The organism is Anabaena sp. FACHB-1237 (genome assembly GCF_014696225.1).
Classification (GTDB): domain Bacteria; phylum Cyanobacteriota; class Cyanobacteriia; order Cyanobacteriales; family Nostocaceae; genus FACHB-1237.
Window position 1 is genome coordinate 1 of the sequence record NZ_JACJPV010000042.1, and the last position, 19,733, is coordinate 19,733.

The window sequence follows — 19,733 nt, forward strand, 5'->3', positions numbered from 1 at the left end:
TGTAGATGTCTATGTTGCATTGTGCTGTCGAGAGTTTAGTAATTTCTCTCATTCTCCCATACCGATTACTAGACGACCCTTATTTATCAATGCACTATTTTTTTATTCTGTCAATGCGTAAGTCCTAGACCATTTAAAAAAGGATGATTATATTACTGAAAAACAAATTCTTTGGGGAACACACGGGAAGCATCATGAAAATGGGTTTACTTTATTATGGGATCGTTCACAAGGGCTGAAACACGCTGTACCTTTTGTACCTTTTAAAGATAAAGATATTGAATTAGGAAAAAATGGTGAACTAAAAAATAAAGTTAGATTAATAGTTCGTCATTACATTGATTTTGATGATTCGGGTGTTGCTCGTATTTATCTAAGTCGTTTGGTTGATTTAACAAATAAGGAGATTTAAAAATGAATCCTAGACATATTTCTGAAGTTCCAGATAATGGTAATAATCGTAAAGCGATCGCACCCTATAATTTTGTAGAATTACCAGAATCGGTTGTAGAAGTATCCCCAGATTCTCTACCACAACAAAACCGTTATTATGCACAGAGTGAAAATCGTTACACTGGTAGAATTGAATGTATTTTAACTACTGAATCACCTCTTTACATTAGATGTGGATTCACACAGGAAGAATTTGAATGTGGTGCAGATTCCAAAGATTTACCGGACTTCTTTTATACTAGTCCTTTAGAAAAATCTCTAAAACCTGTGATTCCTGGTAGTAGCTTGAGAGGGATGTTAAGGAATTTGGTTGAAATTATTACTTTTAGTAAAATTGATAAAGTTTCTAATGCTCAAAAATTCTATTTTCGTGCGGTAGCTGCTGATAAAGATGACCCCTTAAAAGATGAATATACATTTCATCTAGGTAAACAAGGTAAAAATGTCAAAGCTGGTTATCTCCACAAACAAGGAGATAAATGGTTTATACGTCCTGCAAAAACTATTGATAATTCTCCATTTGTTTGGATTAAAGAAAAAACTGTTTTGAAAGCTGGCATTTCTGGATATATTCCCATTCAGAATATATTAGATCCTAATAAATATCGTCCTCAATATTTTATGAATGTTAGTTTTGAGGATATTCAAACTAAAAATAATCGTAAATTTGCTCAAAAATTTAGTTCAAATAGTCAGACTTATTATTACACTGGAGTTTTAATTACCAGTGGTAATATGTTAGAAGGTGCAACAACATTACCAAAAGAAATAAAACGTAAAAATCATTGCCTAATCAGAGAACCTGACTCTAACGCGAAATTAATACCCATTGATGATAAGTATGCTATTCAAGATTATCAAAAATCATTAACAGCTTTTCAACAACAAAATCCTCCATTTGATTCAGAAATGGGAGTTCTTAAACAAGGACGTGCGATTTTTTACTGTGAACCGAAACTAGGACAAGCTGTAAAATTATTTGGTCAAAGTCCTAATTTCCGTATTCCCTATTATCCTAAAGGTCAAGCAAAAGCCGCATCTGCTATGGATTTTATTCCCCCTAATTTACTAAATTCTTCTGTTATTGATATTGCAGAGGCAATTTTTGGTTTCGTAAGACAAAAAAAAGAATCTGAAGAAATAGCTCAAAGTTATGCTGGTAGAGTGTTTATCAGTAATGCACAATGTACCAGAGAAAATGATATTTGGCTAGAAAATAATTCTATCATACCTAAAATTCTTGCAAGTCCTAAACCTACTACATTTCAACACTATTTAGTACAACCAGAAGAAGTAAATGCTGACAAGAAAAAGTTAAAACACTATGCTAGTGAACCAATCAAAGATACTGTAATTAGAGGTCATAAACTTTATTGGCATAAAGGAAGTAACCCAGAAATTGCACATCCAACACCAAAAGAAGCATCTGATACACAAGTTACTCAAATTAAACCTATTAAACCTGGAGTAAATTTTGAATTTACCATTCATTTTGAAAATCTAACTAAAGTTGAATTAGGCGCTTTGATGTGGGTTCTTGATATTGCTCAAGATGATAAATACCGCCTATCATTAGGAATGGGTAAACCTTTAGGAATGGGTGCTATAAAAATTAGCTATGAGCTTTTTCTAGATCAGAGAAGAAACAGATATGATCAGTTATTTTATAGTAATAACTGGTATCTTCCAAAAACCAAAGAAATATCGGTCAAATACAAGGATAAATTTGAAGAACATATAATTTCTGAACTGAAAAAATTAGGTAATTACGAAACAATAAGTAGATTAAGTCAAATACCTAGAATCCAAATGTTATTAGCTATGCTAACTTGGGAAGAAAATCCTTCACCCGATTATTTAGATAACACAAGATACATGGAAATTGAACGCAAAGAAAAACCTTGTATTGGAGATGATCCGAACGAATATAAAGCAAGGCCAGTTTTACCAACACCTTTACAAGTAATTTCTGAAATTTTACCAGTTCAAGAATTTGCAGAAGGTCAAATTGTAGAAGCTAGAGTAATTAATGTTAATCAACAAAATATACCGGATGGTAAAAAGACTAAATTAAGTACTACAATTATTTATGAAATTCAAGGTTATACTTCTTTTGTAAAAGAAGAAGTTAAAAAGAAAGAAGTTCATCTTTCTATAGGTGATATAGTTAAAGTCACCATTGAAAAATATCAAAATAGAAGTATTAGAAAAGTGAAGAGATTAGAATGATAAAAACAGCGATCCTAAGTCACAAAAGTTTAATAGAGAGTTCCGTGTTATTAGTAGATGGGAAGCAACAAGTCAAGTTGGCTCTGAATGTGGATACAAATGGGGTAAACTTGATTTAAAAATTCGGAAAATTCAGTGTTTAAATTGTGGAACTGAACAGGACTGTGATGAAAACCAAAAATATCAATAAAGTCGGGATAGGGCATTGCCACGACTCTAAACGAACGCAGAGGCAGAGTAAGACTACTTAAGTAGCATCAGTCAGTGAAGCGTCAAGAATCACCGCGCCTTTAGGTCGGTGAGTATGTCAACACTTTTTCCTAATTCCCCCACCGGCAAAATATCTCCACTGGATCAGGGAAAAGGTTTGTTTTTCATCCACGTAATTATCATAAGGTTTTCTCAAAGCATCTTTAACTTGCTTTACTACCCAATCAGGACTGGAAACATTAACATTAGCACCATACTGTACCATTAAGGTGTTGTGCTTTTAATTTGGATAATTAATGCAAGCAAGATGCTTGCGCTACAAGATGCTTGTGCTTTTAATTTGGATAATTAATGCAAGCAAGATGCTTGCGCTAGTGTAATTTCAGGTTTTTTGGTTATACAGTGAGTGCTACAGCTTATTTGACTAAACCAGTGTTTCAATTCCTGTTCCCTGTTCCCTGTTCCCTATCATCTAATATAATTATGCTTAGGTACTTATTGATGATGCTTCTAATAATTTCATAGTATTAGGTACATTTATCACTACTTTCTTAGTAAAAGTAATAGTATTGTCACTCATATCTATGAGAATTGTATCCCCAGCAACAAAGGTATTTTCTAACAATTTTGTCGCAATGGGGTTTTCAATTTTGCGTTGAATAGACCTTTTTAATGGACGTGCGCCATATACAGGATCATAACCAGCCTCTACAAGATAATCACAAGCGGCTGGTGATATTTCAAAGGAAATTTTCTGTTCTTTTAATAGATTTTCCACTCGTTTGAGTTGAATCTTAATAATATACCGCATTTCATCACGACTAAGAGCATGAAATAATATTGTATCATCTATGCGGTTAATAAATTCGGGGCGGAAGTGTTTCCTTAATGCTTCCATAACGCGATTTTCCATGATTTCATATTGCGTATCATCGCCAGAAACATCTAATATATGTTCACTTCCGATATTACTCGTCATCACAATCACGGTATTTCTAAAATCTACCACTCTACCTTGAGAGTCCGTAACTCTACCATCATCCAAAACTTGCAATAGTATATTAAATACATCGGGATGTGCCTTTTCCACTTCGTCTAAAAGTACGACAGAATAAGGATGACGGCGTATAGATTCCGAAAGTTGTCCTCCTTCTTCGTATCCTACATAACCAGGAGGCGCGCCTACTAGCCTAGATACTGAATGTTTCTCCATATACTCGGACATATCTAATCTTATCAGAGCATCATCCGAATCAAATAAAAATTGAGCTAGTGCGCGAGCAAGTTCCGTTTTACCTACTCCTGTGGGTCCCATAAATAGGAATGAACCAATAGGACGAGAGGGATCTTTCATTCCAGCGCGGGCGCGACGTATTGCGGCGGATACTGCGGCCACTGCTTCTTCTTGGCCGATGACTCTTTGATGTAAATGCTGTTCTAATTTGAGTAATTTCTGCTTTTCTGACTCTAATAGGCGGTTTACGGGTATTCCAGTCCATTTGGCGACTATTTCCGCAATGTCAGACTCGGTTACTTGTTCTCGTAGTAGGGTTGAACCTTGACTTTGCAATTCTAATAATTTCGCTTCTTTCTCTTCCCGTTCTCTTTGTACGGTTTCTAATTTGCCATATTTTAGTTGTGCGGCTTTGTTAAGATCATAATCTCTTTCGGCTTGTTCTATTTGCACTCTGAGGGTATCTTCTTCTTTTTTTAAATCACTAATAGCTTCTAATAGGTGTTTTTCCCCTTGCCATTGTTCATTAAAGGTATGTTGTTTAACTGTTAAGGTGCTAATTTCTAATTCAATCCGTTCTAATCTTTCCTTAGTTTGGGGTGTATGGGTTTCTTCTCCTGCTAAGGAGAGTTTTTCCATTTCTAACTGCATTAACCGCCTATCAATGGTTTCTAATTCCGCAGGTTTGGAGGTAATCTCCATTTTCAATTTTGCGGCTGCTTCATCTACTAAGTCTATAGCCTTGTCTGGCAAAAAGCGGTCAGCAATATACCGCGCTGATAATGTGGCTGCTGCTACTAAGGCTGAATCGGCAATTTTGACGTTATGATGTACTTCATAACGTTCTTTTAGTCCTCTTAATATGGAAATTGTATTTTCTACGGTAGGCTGATCTACATATACTTGTTGAAATCTTCTTTCTAACGCTGCATCTTTTTCTATATATTTGCGATATTCGTCTAAAGTAGTTGCACCAATACAACGCAGTTCTCCACGTGCTAACATTGGTTTTAATAAGTTACCTGCGTCCATTGATCCTTGTTGATTAGAACCTGCTCCTACTACGGTATGTAGTTCATCAATAAACAGGACTACTTGGCCATTAGATTCAGTAACTTCATGGAGAACATTTTTTAGTCGGTCTTCAAATTCACCTCGGTATTTTGCACCAGCAATGAGACTACCAATGTCTAAAGATATCAATTGACGGTTTTTTAAAGATTCGGGAACGTCGCCATTTACCATTCTTTGGGCTAATGCTTCAGCGATCGCTGTTTTTCCTACTCCTGGTTCTCCAATTAACACAGGGTTATTTTTACTACGTCGAGATAACACTTGAATCACACGACGTATTTCTTCATCGCGTCCAATTACGGGATCTAACTTTCCTGCTTTAGCTTGTTCTGTTAAATCTCTGCCAAATCTTTTTAATGCTTCCACAGGTGCATCCGCTTCCGGTGCTGATGTTGGTTTAGGAGTGGAAGTATTGCGGACAGATTTAATATTTGCTTCTATTTGATTAATGTCTATATTAAAACTTTTAAATAATCGTTTTCCAATACGTTCATCTTCACCAAATGCTAGTAAAATATGACATTCAGATATTTCTTCTTCACGCATTTTAGCGCGAATGTTATCAGCACGATCAAGCATTATATCGAGATTACGCCCCAAATACAATTGATCACTTTTACCCACTCTAGGTTGACGCTGAGTAAAAGATTCTAATTGTTGTTTAAATCTATTTGTATCAATACCAGCACGAATGAGAATATTTGTAATTAAACTACTAGGTTCTTGTAAAAGTGCAATTATTAAATGTTCAACTTCTAACTGTTGTTGTTGATAAGCGCGGACTATATCTTGAGATTTGATCACTCCATCCCAAGCAGTATCAGTAAATTTATCAGGATTTGTCAGTTGCATTGTCAAAAATTTTAGTTTAGATTAATTAGATTAATGAGATTTGGTCAACTGTTATCTATTCTCAGATGTAATTTATACAGTGGGCCAAGCCCACTAGATCCAATGATTTAATAATGAATTTCAGTTATTTTAGTTGAATTAGTTCAACTTTATAACCATCTGGATCTTGTATAAAAGCGATTACGGTTGCACCATGTTTCATCGGACCTGGTTCACGAACTACTTTACCACCTCGGTGTTTAATTTGTTCACAAGTCGAGTAAATATCATTTACTCCTAAAGCAATATGGCCATAGGCTGTACCTAAATCGTACTTGTCCACACCCCAATTATAGGTCAATTCGATGACAGTATGATCACTTTCTTCACCATAACCGACAAAAGCTAGGGTAAACTTACCATCTGGATAATCTTTACGTCGTAGTAACTTCATTCCCAGGACTTCACAGTAAAATTGTAAGGAAGTATCTAAATTACCTACTCTTAACATGGTATGTAATAATCGCATATTCTCTGTCACCTATGGGAATTTCATGATTTAATGATGATTTAATTCTTTAAGTTACCATTGAATACTTAATTAATCAATAGTTTAGTTAACTCAGATCCCCGACTTCTTTAAGAAGTGGGGGATATTGAATGGTTATTTACCAATATCTTCATTCCATAATTCTGGTTTTTCATTAATAAATTCCTTCATGATTTGTTGACATTCATCTAAGTTTAAATCAATGACTTCTACTCCATGAGATACCATAAATTCTTTAGCCCCAGGAAAGGTTTTTGATTCGCCAGCAATGACCTTTTTAATACCAAATTGTACCACAGCACCAGCACATAAATAACATGGCATTAATGTAGAATAAAGAGTTGTTCCGCGATAGTTTCCGATGCGTCCTGCATTTCTTAAACAGTCTATTTCTGCATGGGTTACAGGATCACCATCTTGGACTCTTTTATTATGTCCTTTTCCTAGGATTTTACCATTTTTTACTAATACTGAACCAATGGGAATACCTCCTTCTTTTCTACCTTGTTTAGCTTCAGAAATTGCGGCTTGCATAAATTCATCTATTTGTACATCCATTGTTAATTCTCCTTGATGCAGATCCCGGACTTCTTGAAGAAGTCCGGGATCTTGTTGTTTAAAATTCCTACAATATTATACTAACGTAAGTTGCCCGTTAGATGAAGTAGGGTGCGTCAGAATCTTAAAATTGGTAATTTTAACCTAAATTATTCCGTCTGACGTACCCTATAGAGTACAAAATATCCGAAAATTAATAACTAGCAACTTGGGTTACTAGCAATGGAAAGTTTTCCTGTTGGCCACAATAAATCAATTGGTATTTAGGAGTAATTAGACATTAAAATGCGATCGCTCAACTGTTTTAATGTTTGTGCTAAACTTTGATCTGTAGCTTGTAATTGGCTAATTTTATCACAACTATACATCACTGTTGTGTGATCTTTGCCTCCAAATTCATCACCAATTCTTGGTAAACTTAATCCGGTATGTTGTCTCATTAAATACATTCCTATTTGTCTAGCCCAACTAATTTCCCGTTTGCGAGAATTACTTTTTAAATCTTCAATAGAAATATCAAAAGCCTCGGAAATAATATTTAAAATTACCTCTGGAGTTGTCACAACTTTTTGACTAGGAGTACCTAAAATTGGCGCGAGATTTTCTACAGTCATCGGTAAACCCCAAATAGAAACATAAGCTAAAGCACGAGTTAAAGCTCCTTCTAATTCCCGAATATTAGAAGTATAATTAGTAGCTAAATATTCAATTACATTTCTTGGTAAATTAATATTTTCATACTCAGCTTTTTTTTGTAAAATTGCCATTCTAGTTTCTAAATCTGGGCTTTGAATATCAGCAATTAAACCCATAGAAAATCGTGAACATAATCTTTCTTGTAAGCGAGGAATTTGACTAGGAGGACGATCAGCAGCAATCACAATTTGTTTACCAGATTCATGCAAAGTATTAAAAGTATAGAAAAACTCTTCTTGGGTATATTCCTTACCTTCTAAAAACTGAATATCATCAACTAATAAAATATCAGCAGCGCGATAATGTTCCCGAAAAACCTGCATTTTATCTTCACGAATAGCAGTGATTAAATCATTAGTAAACTGTTCCGTAGAAACATAAAATATTTTAGAACTTGGGCAAATTTCCCAACGATAATTACCAATAGCTTGCATTAAATGAGTTTTACCTAAACCCACTCCTCCACATAAAAATAAAGGATTAAATTCTCTACCAGGATATTCAGCCACAGCTAAAGCCGCAGCATGAGCCATGCGATTATTCGCACCAACTACAAAGCGAGAAAATACATATTTTGAGTTTAAAGCTGAACTTTTTTGTTGATTTATCGTCACATTTTCTGGTATATGATTAATAGCTAATAATTCCTGACTGATTTCCACATTTTCTGTAGCAGTTATATAAATTTCCACTGAATAGCCTAAAATATCAGCCACTATATTAGCAATGGTATGAATATAATATTTTTGTAACCAATTACTAGCAAAAGGGTTAGGAGCATGGATAACTAAACAATTATTTTCTAACTGTTGTGCTTTAGCAGTTTTAATCCAGGTTTCAAAACTAGGACGAGACAATTCTAATTGTAACCTTTCTAATACTTGATTCCATAAACTATCTACAGAAATTTCCATAAATGTCACCTTAACTAATAATTATCAACTATAATCAGTTATCAGCCATTATCAGTCATCAGCCAATCATCAGCCAATCATCAGCCAATAACTAATCTAATATAGTTTAATATAGTTGATAGCTGACACAAAATTAACAGGAGAACTAATGATGAACAAAAAATTCGATATTTCCCAAATATACCAGAACTATGACCATAAATGGCTAGTAATTTGTAGTATAGCTGCTATACTGCTAACTAGTTGTTCTGCTGTCAGTAAAACTAACTTAGAAATTAATCCTAGTGATACACAAACCAATAACACAAGTACTACCACAAAATCAACTATCACACCTCCAGCGATTTTTGGTGCATCTGGAGATCCTAATTTTGTGGTTAAAGTAGTGCAGAAAACAGGTAGTGCTGTAGTGAGAATTGATTCGCAAAAAACAGTTACTACTCAAGTTCCTAATCAATTTTCTGATCCTTTTTTCAGGGAATTTTTTGGTAATCAAATACCGCAACAAAGACAAAGAGTAGAAAGAGGAAGCGGATCAGGGTTTATTATTAATTCATCAGGGCAAATTTTAACTAATTCTCATGTAGTTGATGGAGCAGATTTAGTAACAATTACCCTCAAAGATGGCAGAACTTTTAAAGGTAAAGTATTAGGAGAAGATCCCATTACAGATGTAGCAGTAATTAAAATTGATGCTAATAATTTACCTGCATTATCTTTAGGTAATTCTGATGATTTACAACCAGGAGAAGCGGTAATTGCTATTGGTAATCCTTTAGGACTAAATAATACAGTAACATCGGGAATTATTAGTGCCACAGGACGTTCTAGTAGTGATATTGGTGCTAGTGATAAACGGGTTGATTATTTACAAACTGATGCAGCAATTAATCCTGGTAATTCCGGTGGACCATTATTAAATTCTCGTGGAGAAGTAATTGGCATGAACACTGCAATTATCCAAGGAGCGCAAGGTTTAGGTTTTGCTATTCCGATTAATACAGTACAGAAAATAGCAGAACAATTAATTTCTAAAGGTAGAGTAGATCATCCTTTTTTGGGTATTCAAATGGTAACATTAACAGCAGAAGTTAAGGAAAGAATTTTACAAAGATTTGGGGATAGAATCAATTTAGTGGCAGATAAAGGAGTATTATTAGTGAGAATAGTACGCAATTCCCCCGCAGCTAAAGGGGGTTTAAAACCAGGGGATGTAATTCAAAGTATTAATAATCAATCTGTGACTAAAGTTGATCAAGTGCAGAAAATAGTAGAAAAGAGTAAAGTTGGTATTCCTTTACCAATTAAAATCCAAAGAAATCAACAAATTATCAATGTTTCCGTAATTCCAGAACCTTTACCAACTAATCGGGAAAATTGATATAATAGCTATCAGCCTTCAGCAATAAAATTTGCTTGATGGCTGGTTAGCAAATGTTAGAAAATTTTTAATACTAAGATGAGTGAAACCATGACAATTATTAAATTAGGCAATCCTGTACTTCGTCAAGAATCTCAAGTAATTGAAAATATCAAAGATGAGAAAATGCAATTATTAATAGACGAATTATTAACTACCGTAATTACAGCTAATGGTGTGGGTATTGCTGCACCACAAATAGCCCAATCTTACCGTTTATTTATTGTCGCATCTCGTCCCAATGCACGATATCCTCACGCTCCAGAAATGCAGCCTACAGCCATGATAAATCCCCGAATTATTGCCCATTCTGAGGAAATTGTTAAAGACTGGGAAGGTTGTTTAAGTGTACCTGGAATTAGGGGTTTAGTTCCTAGATATCAAAGTATTACTGTAGAATATAGCGATCGTTTTGGCAATTTACAACAGCAGGAATTAACAGGTTTTGTGGCGCGAATTTTTCAGCATGAATATGATCATTTAGATGGGTTAGTGTTTTTAGATAGGGTAGAAAATACTCAAGATTTGATTTCCGAGGAAGAATATCAAAAGATAGTTAAATAAGTCATTAGACATCAAAAGGATAAAAATTTATGTCAATTGAAATGGAAATTAAAATGTTAGCTGACAAGTACGCATTATCTTTAAATAACCAAATAAATAAGCGTATTCAAGAAATGAAACTTGATGACAAATCCCATTATTTAATATATACTGTCTTGGGAATTAGTGAAGAAGAAGGAGAACTAATTGATATTTACCAAAATAAAGGACGGTTTTTATACAAGTATGCAGGAGCTTTTTTAGAAGAAGCTGCAATTTTATGTTTTAAAACGAAATTTCCCGATGCTGCAAAAGATAAAATTAAAAACTCTCGTGGAAAAAAAACCAAAACAATTTGAAATAGATTGTTTAATTGGTAAAGATGCAATAGAAATAAAATGGCGTGATGCTATTACTGATGGTGATCATATTACTAAGGAACATACTCGTATACAATCAATAAAAGATGATAATTTTAAACCAATTAGAGTGATGTTTTATTATCCAAACCGTGAACAAGCTAGACAAATACAATCAACTTTAGAAACCATTTATACTGGAGTAGGTGGAGAATATTATGCAGGTGATCAAGCATGGGATTATATTTTTAGCAGTACAAATATTAATCTAAAACAAATTTTATTAGATATTGCAAAAACTAATCAAATCATGGAGTAAAAATGAAAGTAATACACGGAAATAGTTTAGAAATATTACCAAAAATTGATAGTGGTAGTATGCAAATGATTTACCTTGATCCGCCATTTTTTACCCAAAAAACTCATTCTTTGATGAGTAAAGATAATCAAGTAGAATATAGTTTTCAGGATCATTGGGATTCTCGTGATCATTATCTCAAATTCATGCATAAAATTTTAATACAATGTCACCGTATTCTTAAACAAGATGGAACTATATTTTTACATTGTGATCAAACTGCTTCCCATCATTTAAGAATATTACTTGATGAAATTTTTGGAATTGATAACTTTCAAAGTGAAATTATCTGGACTTATAAACGATGGTCAAATTCTAAAAAAGGTCTTTTAAATAGTCATCAAAATATTTATTTTTATAGCAAAACAAAAGACTTTAAATTTAATAGAATTTATACTGATTATTCCCCTACAACCAATGTAGAACAAATTTTACAATCAAGACAAAAAAATCACTTAGGTAAATCTATTTATCAAAGAGATAAACAAGGAGAAATTATCATCAATAAAGAAAAAAAAGGAGTTCCTTTATCTGATGTGTGGAATATACCTTTTTTAAATCCAAAAGCTAAAGAAAGAGTAGGTTATCCTACCCAAAAACCAATTTTACTCTTAGAACAAATTATTAATATATCCACAGATGAAGGTGATCCTATTCTTGATGCTTTTTGTGGAAGTGGAACTACTTTAGTTGCTGCTAAAATTCTCGGACGAGAAGCTATGGGAATAGATATATCATTAGATGCTGTACAATTAACAGAAAAAAGATTAATTGAACCAATAAAAACCACATCTAATTTACTTAATAATGGCGAAGGGAGTTACTTACAAAAAAGTGAGTATGAACGGAATATTTTAAAAGCTATGGATGCTATACCAGTGGAACGTAATAATGGTATAGATGGACTATTAAAATATCATATTCAAGGTTATCCTGTAACTATTAAAATTCAAAAATCTGATGAAGATTTAGAAACAGCAAAAGAAAGATTAATTTTAGCCAGTAAATCTAAAAAATGTCAAGTGATGATTTTAGTTAGAACCCATGAAAATTATCATAGATTGTTACCTTGTGTGATAGAAGATCATCAAATAATAGTTATTGATGCTTATGATTTTATTATCAATAAATATTCTCATAATTTGGAGGTTCATAAATTATAAGATACTCCTTTTAACAATTATCAAAAATAGCTGATAGCTGAATGCTTACCTATTTTTCATGATCACAATCACACTTTTTCACCTCTGGAACAGGATCATAACCTCCTGGATGAAAAGGATGACAGCGTGCAATTCTACATATAGCCATCCAAGTACCTTTAAAAACTCCAAATCTTTCTATGGCTTGAATAGCATACATAGAACAAGTTGGTTGAAAGCGACAAGTAGGCGGAAATAGGGGAGAAATAAACAAACGATAACCTTTAATTAGCCAAATTAAGATCATTTTCATCACAAATAATCACCAAAATCTAATAAAGTAGAAATGTCAATACTAATAACTTCATTAAATCATTGTTTACTACCATTTTTGCACAAGAAACTCTGATCCCATTGTGGCTGCAAATATTACCGGCGGCGGCTTGGGTAGCATTAATTATGATGATTGCTTGGTTAAAATATCGCTTTACTAATAGTGAAACGGAAATAATTAGAAAAATAGTACATATTGGTACAGGTAATGTTATTTTAATAGCCTGGTGGTTAAATATTCCCGCTTTTGTGGGAATTTATGCTTCAATTATTGCGAGTATTATTACTTTATTATCCTACAAATTTCCCCTGCTTCCTGGTATTAATAGTGTGGGGAGACATAGTTTAGGAACATTTTTTTATGCTGTCAGTATTGGAGTTTTAACTGCTATTTTCTGGCCAATTCATCATCCTGAATTTGCTGCATTAGGAATTATGATTATGGCTTGGGGAGATGGTTTAGCAGCGTTAATTGGTAAAAGATTTGGTAAACACAAATATCAAATATTTGGTTCACAAAAAAGTTGGGAAGGTTCATTAACCGTCACCATAGTTAGTTTCTTTATCTCTAGTGTTATATTATATTCTTTGATAAATAATATACCAATAGTTTGTGTAATTTCTCTGATGGTAGCATTATTCGCTACTTTTTTAGAGGCTTTTTCTTATTTAGGAGTGGACAATTTAACAGTACCCATTGGTACAGCGATTTTTGCTTATGTATTAACTAGATTATGAAAAAGATAAGATCCTCGACCTGTTAGATATATGGAGGATCTTTTCATTTATAATAACATCATATTATTCTTTATTCTGTATTTTGTCTCTACTTTAATCGGTATTTTGTCTATACTTAAAGAGATAAAAATATAAATTTTACTTTATATCTGTAGGTTTATGAATTGCTAGACAATAATGCTTATAGTTAATTTGTTAGGTGAAGTAACACCTAATTAGATTCAAAGATTCAATTTCTTTAACTAGGCTAAGAATTATGTCAGATCCAATAATGACTTCAGACTTATTCCTGAATTTATCTAATAAAGAACAGGAATTGTTAACTGGTGGTGCGAATTTTTCTCTTAATGGTAGTAATTTTGCTAATCAAGGTGCAGTTTTAATGGGATCAAGTACTTCTGGACCATTAGGTAGTACAGCAAACTCTGGAGGTAACAGTAATCTTATTATCACTGCGGCGCAAGATTTCATGGGTTTAGGAGGAGAACTTCCTCTGAATATTACTCCTTTAGGTCCAGCAACTTTACCTGATGGAGTTGCACAACCAGGTTCACAACCAGGTTCACAACCAGGTTCACAGCCAAGTCCACAAGCAGGTCCACAACCAGGTCCACAATAAACATCATATAATCAATAATTGATAAGTTGTAAATTGTAGGGTGCATCAACTTTTCTACAGTTGATGTATCCTACGAAAAATACTAATTTTAAATCCCAAAAGGTGTAATAATGTGAGCTTTTTAAACCACAGAGAAAATAATTGGTTGAGGTTTAAAGAACCAAATTCAGAGGATTTGCATATATTAGAAGTAAATGAATTTCTTCCCCATATTGGTGCATGGATAAATGTGGGCGGAGGAGTTTTAATTAGTACCTTTGTTGCTGCTATATTTTTGGCTTCTGTATTACGTTATCATGTCACTGTTAAAGTTCCTGCTAATATCCGACCAGTGGGAGAATTAAAATTAGTTGAGTCGGCTATAAATGGAACTGTAAAAAAAATTGCTGTTAAAGAAAATCAACTAGTTAATAAAGGAGATGTGATTGTTTATTTGGATGATACTCAATTACAATCTCAAAAAAAACAATTAGAAAAAAGTCTGCAACAAAGTCAATTACAATTAACTCAAGTAGATGCTCAAATTCGAGAAATTAGAACTCAAATAAATGCTCAAACTGACTTTAATCATCGCACTGTCACCGCAGCTAAAGCTGAATTAACTGGTAATCAACGCAACTATCAAGATGCAAAAACTAAGGCTAATGCAGATATGATTCAAGCGCAAATTAGCTTAAAATTAGCTCAAGATCAATTAGCAAGATTGCAAAGAGAGAACCTATTAACTGCTACAGTTCAAGAAGCGGAAACAGCCTTGCAACTAGCGAAATTACAACGCGATCGCTTACAAAATATCTCTACTTCAGGAGCAATAGCACGCAGTTTAATAGAGGAAAAAATTCAAAATGTTAAATCTGCCCAAGCCAAATTAGAACAAGCCAAATCTAATGCTAAAAATCTTCTAGAAGAGAAAATTCAAGCGGTGAAATTAGCAGAAATTAACCTAGAAAAAGCCCGAATTAGCATTAATCCCACTAACTCCAATGTCATAGCAGCATCAGCGAGAATTAACCAAGAAATAGCTAGAGGAAATACCACTTTAGCCGCATTGAATAAAGATGCAGAAACCCTAATTCAACAACGTTTAGAATTACAAAAACAAATAATTCGCAATATTCAAGAATTGCAACAAACAGAAAATGAACTGAAAAAAACTATAATTATTTCCCCCAGCACAGGTACAATTACCCAACTGAAACTACGTAATTCTGGACAGGTATTACAAGCTAGTCAAACCCTGGCTCAAATAGTTCCTATTAATGCTAATTTAATCATTAAAGCCCATGTTTCCGTGAAAGACATAGATAAAATCAAACCTGGACAAACCGTAAAAATGCAAGTTTCTGCTTGTCCCTATCCAGATTATGGCATACTCAAAGGTAAAGTAAAAACCGTTGCTGCTGATGCTATATCAGGTACACAAAATAATTATCAAAATAATAGCATCATCTCTACACAAGCTACCTACGAAGTCAACATAGAACCTAGCAGCACATATTTAGGAAAAGGAGAACATACCTGTTATTTAAAATCAGGAATGGAAGGACGTGCTGATATAATTTCTCGACAAGAAACCATCCTACAATTTATTCTCAGAAAAGCCAAATTAATAGCTAACTTGTAATTTAATAGTGTGCGTCTTTCTGTGACGCTGCGACTCTGCGTGAAACAAAATAATCATAATTAAACATCAATAAATTCCAAAAATATGTTCACAAAACAACCAAAATACCACTGTACTTTACAACTAAGTGAAGAAGATTGTGGTGCAGCTTGTTTAGCATCAATTTCTAAATATTATGGGCGTTTTCTCAGCATGACTAAAAGCCGAGAATCGGTAGGAACAGGACAATTAGGAACAACATTATTAGGATTAAAAAGAGGTTCAGAAAATCTAGGTTTTAATGCCAGAGCAGTGAAAGCATCTCCCGAAGTTATTGATAGAATCACAGAAATTACATTACCAGCGATTATTCATTGGCAAGGTTATCATTGGGTAGTTTTATATGGTAAAAAAGGCAAAAAATTTGTTATTGCCGATCCTGCTGTGGGTATTCGTTACATTACCAAAGCAGAATTAGAAAAGGCTTGGCAAGGGGTAATGTTATTATTAGAACCCGATCCTGATCGCTTTTTTGAACAACCCCAAGAAAAATCAAAAGGTGGTTTAATTCGCTTTTTTAGGAGAATTTTACCCTATCGTGGTCTACTAACTCATGTTTTATTAATTAATATTGTTCTTGGTTTATTAGCATTAGGAACACCAGTTTTAATTCAAATATTAACCGATGATGTTTTAGTCAGAGGAGATACACAACTTCTCACGGTTGTAATTGCCGCAGTGGTAGTAATGAGTTTATTTAGTGGAGGTTTACAAATCTTTCAGTCCCTGATGATTTCTCATTTTGGACAAAGATTACAATTAGGTTTAGTCCTAGATTTTGGACGCAAATTATTACAATTACCTTTAAACTATTATGAAGCTCGACGTAGTGGAGAAATTACCAGTAGATTACGCGATATTGGCGAAATAAATCAGTTAATTTCCCAAATTGTTGTTATTTTACCCAGTCAATTTTTCATTGCGGTAATTTCCTTTGGTTTAATGTTATTTTATAGTTGGCAATTAACCATTGCAGTAATATTAATTGCCAGTGTTATGGCATTAGCAACATTACCATTTTTACCAATTTTGCAACAAAAAACCCGTAGTTTATTAGTCTTAGGAGCAGAAAATCAAGGTGTGTTAGTAGAAACATTTAAAGGTGCTCAAGTCATGAAAACTACTAACGCTGCTCCCCAATTTTGGGAAGAGTTTCAAAGTCGTTTTGGACGTTTAGCAAATTTAGCTTTTAGTACGGTTCAAATAGGAATTATTAACGGTACTGTTGCCAAAGTATTATCTACATTAGGAGGAGTAATATTATTAGGATTAGGTAGTATTTTAGTCATTCAAGGTAATTTAAGTATTGGACAAATGTTAGCTTTTAATGCTTTACAAATTAATGTTTTAGCTTTAATTAGTTCTTTGATTAGTTTCATTGATGAATATTTTAGATCCCAAACCGCAGTTTCTCGATTATTAGAAGTTATAGATGCAACTCCTGAAGTGGTAGGAGGAACTCAAAAACCAGTGGCTACAATTGCTCCAGATGTAGATATTCATTGTTCTCATCTTAATTTTCATCATCCTGGAAGAATTGATTTATTAGAAGATTTTAATTTAAAAATTCCTGGAGGAAAAACTATTGCCTTAATTGGTAAGTCAGGATGTGGTAAAAGTACCTTAGCTAAATTACTTGCTGGTTTATATGAGTTGGATTCTGGTAATATTAGAATTGGCGTTTTTAATATTCACGATATTGCTTTAGACTGTTTACGTCAACAAGTGGTTTATGTTCCCCAAGAACCGCATTTTTGGAGTCGTTCAATTTTAGAAAACTTTAGATTAGGAACTCCATCTATTAGTTTTGAAGAAATAGTTAAAGCCTGTGATATTGCTGATGCTGATGAATTTATTAGTCAATTACCTAATAAATATCAAACAGTATTAGGAGAATTTGGTGCAAACCTTTCTGGAGGACAAAGACAAAGATTAGCGATCGCTCGCGGAATACTCACAAATCCACCTATACTGATATTAGATGAAGCTACCGCAGGATTAGATCCTATCAGTGAAGTTCACGTTTTAGATCGTCTTTTAGAATATCGTAGAGGAAAAACCACAATTTTAATTACTCATCGTCCTAGTGTAATTCAACGTGCAGACTGGATTATTCTCATAGATAAAGGTCAGGTTAAACTGCAAGGTAATTTACAAACTTTTCATTCTTTACCTGGAGAACATTTACAGTTTTTAACTATATGAATAGTACTCAACATCAATTATTTACCACTCTTTCAAATTCAGAGCAAGAATCTATTATTGGTGGTCAAAATAACCAAGTAAATGAACTAAATAATTATCTCAATAATATATTCTTCCAAAAAAATGACGTGGAAACAGAAGGAGTTAATAATGTAACTCTTACCACAGGAGAAAAACTCGCCCAAACCACTAAATATAAATTTTCGCAAGTTACTATTTATTTGTCATTTCCAGTCTTTTGAAAAATAGCTCAGACTCGATAATTTGCTAATAATTAAAAGATTTATAACATATTATTTTTTATATTCAGTCTTGATATTTCGACTTAAAAATAGTTGAAATAGTGCTGAAAACCTAAAAATTAAAAAAAATGATTTCCTCATCTACCGATTTTTATTAAAAGTCGGTTTTTTCTTAGCTTTATTGAGATTTATTATTGTATATTTCCGAAGTATTAGATTCCGATATTTAAGATATTTCTCTAGGGTAATTTAATAATTAAAAATTCTATTTATAAATAGAAATATAGGTTTTAAACACCTACAATAAATCACTGAAAATAACTGAGGTAAATAGTTATGTCACATCAAATGATCGCATCTAATTTAGTAATTGATTTAACCACAACAGAACAGGAATTATTAACAGGAGGATGTCATAGATTATTAGCATCAGAAGAAAATCGAGAAGAAGAAAGAAAAGATGATGATGATCAAAGAGAAGATCAAACTACTAAAAGATATAACTTCTTAATTTATCGTCCCTTTATTTATCGTCCTGCATACTTGGTTACAACTTAATAATTTGGGTTTTCTCAAAGTTTAAATAAGGTGAAGTTTGCAGATCCCCGATTTATTAAAGATATCGGGGATTTTTTGTGATATTTACTTATCAAGTAGAAGAATTTATCATAAAATTACTATCATCTATCATTTGAAGATAAATAATAAAATTGGGTATTTCATTGTATGATTAACAGCAATATGAAAATATATAAAACCTCAGTTTTTAAAGATCCGATTTTTAATAAATGGAGTATCTTATTTCAAAGATGTCAATAAGAAGATATTAACAGTAATGTAGAGACATTCTCTCGAACGTCTCTACAGATTTTATCAAATTTTCAGTTGAGAAGCATAACCATAGTCACTATGTTCTTATTGGTCATCATTTCATCATTTGCTACTATGACTCTCTTTCTCTTGGTACATAGTAACCACATCGAGCGCTGATGAAAATCCTTTTAGGACAGTAATGTTGTCCACCCATGATAAATTCTTGTTGTTCTGCTGATATTTCAACAAGTAAATCAGTAAGTAGCTGGGATGAAATCTTATTAACTGACATCATTTTACCTCATTGACTTAATTGGCATTAGCTGGTTTATTAGCTAACAATTAAAATATAACTATCATTGATAAGAAAATCATAATTCTCAAGCTGGATAATACATTTAATTCTGCACTGTCATAAGAGATATTTTCTTCGTCAATTATCGCTTAACATATAAATACTTAATTATCACTTAATCATCGGAAATACAAGGAAATATTTACAAAAAGAGCATTTTTGATCATCGGAAAATAAAAAACCTCTCCAACTCT

Annotated in this window: 20 protein-coding genes; 14 read left to right on the forward strand and 6 right to left on the reverse strand. The window is 33.1% G+C overall.

Annotated features, from left to right (window positions below; translation table 11 throughout):
* The first annotated feature begins 166 nt into the window (after nt 1-166).
* The 3 genes from csx19 to H6F32_RS20665 are packed head-to-tail and all read left to right on the forward strand — an operon-like array spanning nt 167 to nt 2,872.
* Complete coding sequence (gene csx19, locus H6F32_RS21255; protein ID WP_395939627.1) at nt 167-412, forward strand: CRISPR-associated protein Csx19; 246 nt, start codon at nt 167-169, stop codon at nt 410-412.
* Between the two features lie 2 nt (nt 413-414).
* Nucleotides 415-2,682: a TIGR03986 family CRISPR-associated RAMP protein gene (locus tag H6F32_RS16600; RefSeq protein WP_190370418.1), complete on the forward strand. Its 2,268-nt coding sequence runs from the start codon at nt 415-417 to the stop codon at nt 2,680-2,682.
* 49 nt (nt 2,683-2,731) lie between these two features.
* Nucleotides 2,732-2,872: a zinc ribbon domain-containing protein gene (locus H6F32_RS20665; RefSeq protein ID WP_313926662.1), complete on the forward strand. Its 141-nt coding sequence runs from the start codon at nt 2,732-2,734 to the stop codon at nt 2,870-2,872.
* A 117-nt stretch (nt 2,873-2,989) separates the two neighbouring features.
* Here H6F32_RS20665 and H6F32_RS16610 read toward each other — a convergent pair whose 3' ends face one another.
* From H6F32_RS16610 to dnaA, 5 genes are all read right to left on the reverse strand, one after another.
* The gene (locus H6F32_RS16610; RefSeq protein WP_190370419.1) at nt 2,990-3,157 is read right to left on the reverse strand and encodes a hypothetical protein; all 168 of its coding nucleotides are present in this window, start codon (nt 3,155-3,157) and stop codon (nt 2,990-2,992) included.
* A 222-nt stretch (nt 3,158-3,379) separates the two neighbouring features.
* Nucleotides 3,380-6,052 (reverse strand): ATP-dependent chaperone ClpB, encoded by a 2,673-nt coding sequence (gene clpB, locus H6F32_RS16615; protein ID WP_190370420.1) that lies wholly within the window; start codon nt 6,050-6,052, stop codon nt 3,380-3,382.
* A gap of 124 nt (nt 6,053-6,176) precedes the next feature.
* Nucleotides 6,177-6,560 (reverse strand): lactoylglutathione lyase, encoded by a 384-nt coding sequence (gloA, locus tag H6F32_RS16620; RefSeq protein WP_190370421.1) that lies wholly within the window; start codon nt 6,558-6,560, stop codon nt 6,177-6,179.
* A gap of 135 nt (nt 6,561-6,695) precedes the next feature.
* Nucleotides 6,696-7,127, reverse strand: a complete 432-nt coding sequence (locus H6F32_RS16625) for a nucleoside deaminase (protein WP_190370446.1) — start codon at nt 7,125-7,127, stop codon at nt 6,696-6,698.
* A gap of 275 nt (nt 7,128-7,402) precedes the next feature.
* Nucleotides 7,403-8,749, reverse strand: coding sequence for a chromosomal replication initiator protein DnaA (gene dnaA, locus H6F32_RS16630; protein ID WP_190370422.1), 1,347 nt, complete (start codon nt 8,747-8,749; stop codon nt 7,403-7,405).
* A 148-nt stretch (nt 8,750-8,897) separates the two neighbouring features.
* On the opposite strand from dnaA, the gene H6F32_RS16635 reads away from it, so the two are divergent.
* From H6F32_RS16635 to H6F32_RS16650, 5 genes are all read left to right on the forward strand, one after another.
* Entirely contained in the window at nt 8,898-10,130 is a 1,233-nt protein-coding gene (locus H6F32_RS16635) for an HhoA/HhoB/HtrA family serine endopeptidase (protein ID WP_190370423.1), read from the forward strand.
* Nucleotides 10,131-10,208: 78 nt separating this feature from the next.
* Nucleotides 10,209-10,733, forward strand: coding sequence for a peptide deformylase (def, locus tag H6F32_RS16640; RefSeq protein ID WP_190370424.1), 525 nt, complete (start codon nt 10,209-10,211; stop codon nt 10,731-10,733).
* Between the two features lie 29 nt (nt 10,734-10,762).
* On the forward strand, nt 10,763-11,071 hold the full coding sequence (locus H6F32_RS20965) for an ApaLI family restriction endonuclease (protein WP_199294607.1): 309 nt from the start codon (nt 10,763-10,765) through the stop codon (nt 11,069-11,071).
* A complete protein-coding gene (locus H6F32_RS20970; protein WP_313926660.1) occupies nt 11,046-11,390 on the forward strand; it encodes an ApaLI family restriction endonuclease in 345 nt (114 codons plus the stop codon). Before H6F32_RS20965 ends, H6F32_RS20970 begins: the two co-directional genes overlap by 26 nt.
* A gap of 2 nt (nt 11,391-11,392) precedes the next feature.
* Entirely contained in the window at nt 11,393-12,592 is a 1,200-nt protein-coding gene (locus tag H6F32_RS16650) for a site-specific DNA-methyltransferase (RefSeq protein ID WP_190370425.1), read from the forward strand.
* Nucleotides 12,593-12,641: 49 nt separating this feature from the next.
* Here H6F32_RS16650 and yidD read toward each other — a convergent pair whose 3' ends face one another.
* Nucleotides 12,642-12,884: a membrane protein insertion efficiency factor YidD gene (gene yidD, locus H6F32_RS16655; protein ID WP_190370426.1), complete on the reverse strand. Its 243-nt coding sequence runs from the start codon at nt 12,882-12,884 to the stop codon at nt 12,642-12,644.
* Nucleotides 12,885-12,946: 62 nt separating this feature from the next.
* Here yidD and H6F32_RS16660 point away from each other — a divergent pair, with 62 nt between their 5' ends.
* The 6 genes from H6F32_RS16660 to H6F32_RS16685 all read left to right on the forward strand — a co-directional run bounded on the left by H6F32_RS16660 (nt 12,947) and on the right by H6F32_RS16685 (nt 18,929).
* On the forward strand, nt 12,947-13,642 hold the full coding sequence (locus H6F32_RS16660; protein WP_190370427.1) for a diacylglycerol/polyprenol kinase family protein: 696 nt from the start codon (nt 12,947-12,949) through the stop codon (nt 13,640-13,642).
* A 256-nt stretch (nt 13,643-13,898) separates the two neighbouring features.
* Entirely contained in the window at nt 13,899-14,261 is a 363-nt protein-coding gene (locus H6F32_RS16665; RefSeq protein ID WP_190370428.1) for a CTB family bacteriocin, read from the forward strand.
* A 112-nt stretch (nt 14,262-14,373) separates the two neighbouring features.
* The gene (locus H6F32_RS16670) at nt 14,374-15,885 is read left to right on the forward strand and encodes an HlyD family efflux transporter periplasmic adaptor subunit (RefSeq protein WP_313926661.1); all 1,512 of its coding nucleotides are present in this window, start codon (nt 14,374-14,376) and stop codon (nt 15,883-15,885) included.
* Nucleotides 15,886-15,969: 84 nt separating this feature from the next.
* Nucleotides 15,970-18,129, forward strand: coding sequence for a peptidase domain-containing ABC transporter (locus H6F32_RS16675; protein ID WP_190370429.1), 2,160 nt, complete (start codon nt 15,970-15,972; stop codon nt 18,127-18,129).
* The gene (locus tag H6F32_RS16680; RefSeq protein WP_190370430.1) at nt 18,126-18,371 is read left to right on the forward strand and encodes a hypothetical protein; all 246 of its coding nucleotides are present in this window, start codon (nt 18,126-18,128) and stop codon (nt 18,369-18,371) included. The genes H6F32_RS16675 and H6F32_RS16680 overlap by 4 nt, the downstream gene beginning before the upstream one ends.
* Before the next feature lie 336 nt (nt 18,372-18,707).
* Entirely contained in the window at nt 18,708-18,929 is a 222-nt protein-coding gene (locus H6F32_RS16685) for a hypothetical protein (protein WP_190370431.1), read from the forward strand.
* The last annotated feature ends 804 nt before the right edge of the window (nt 18,930-19,733 follow it).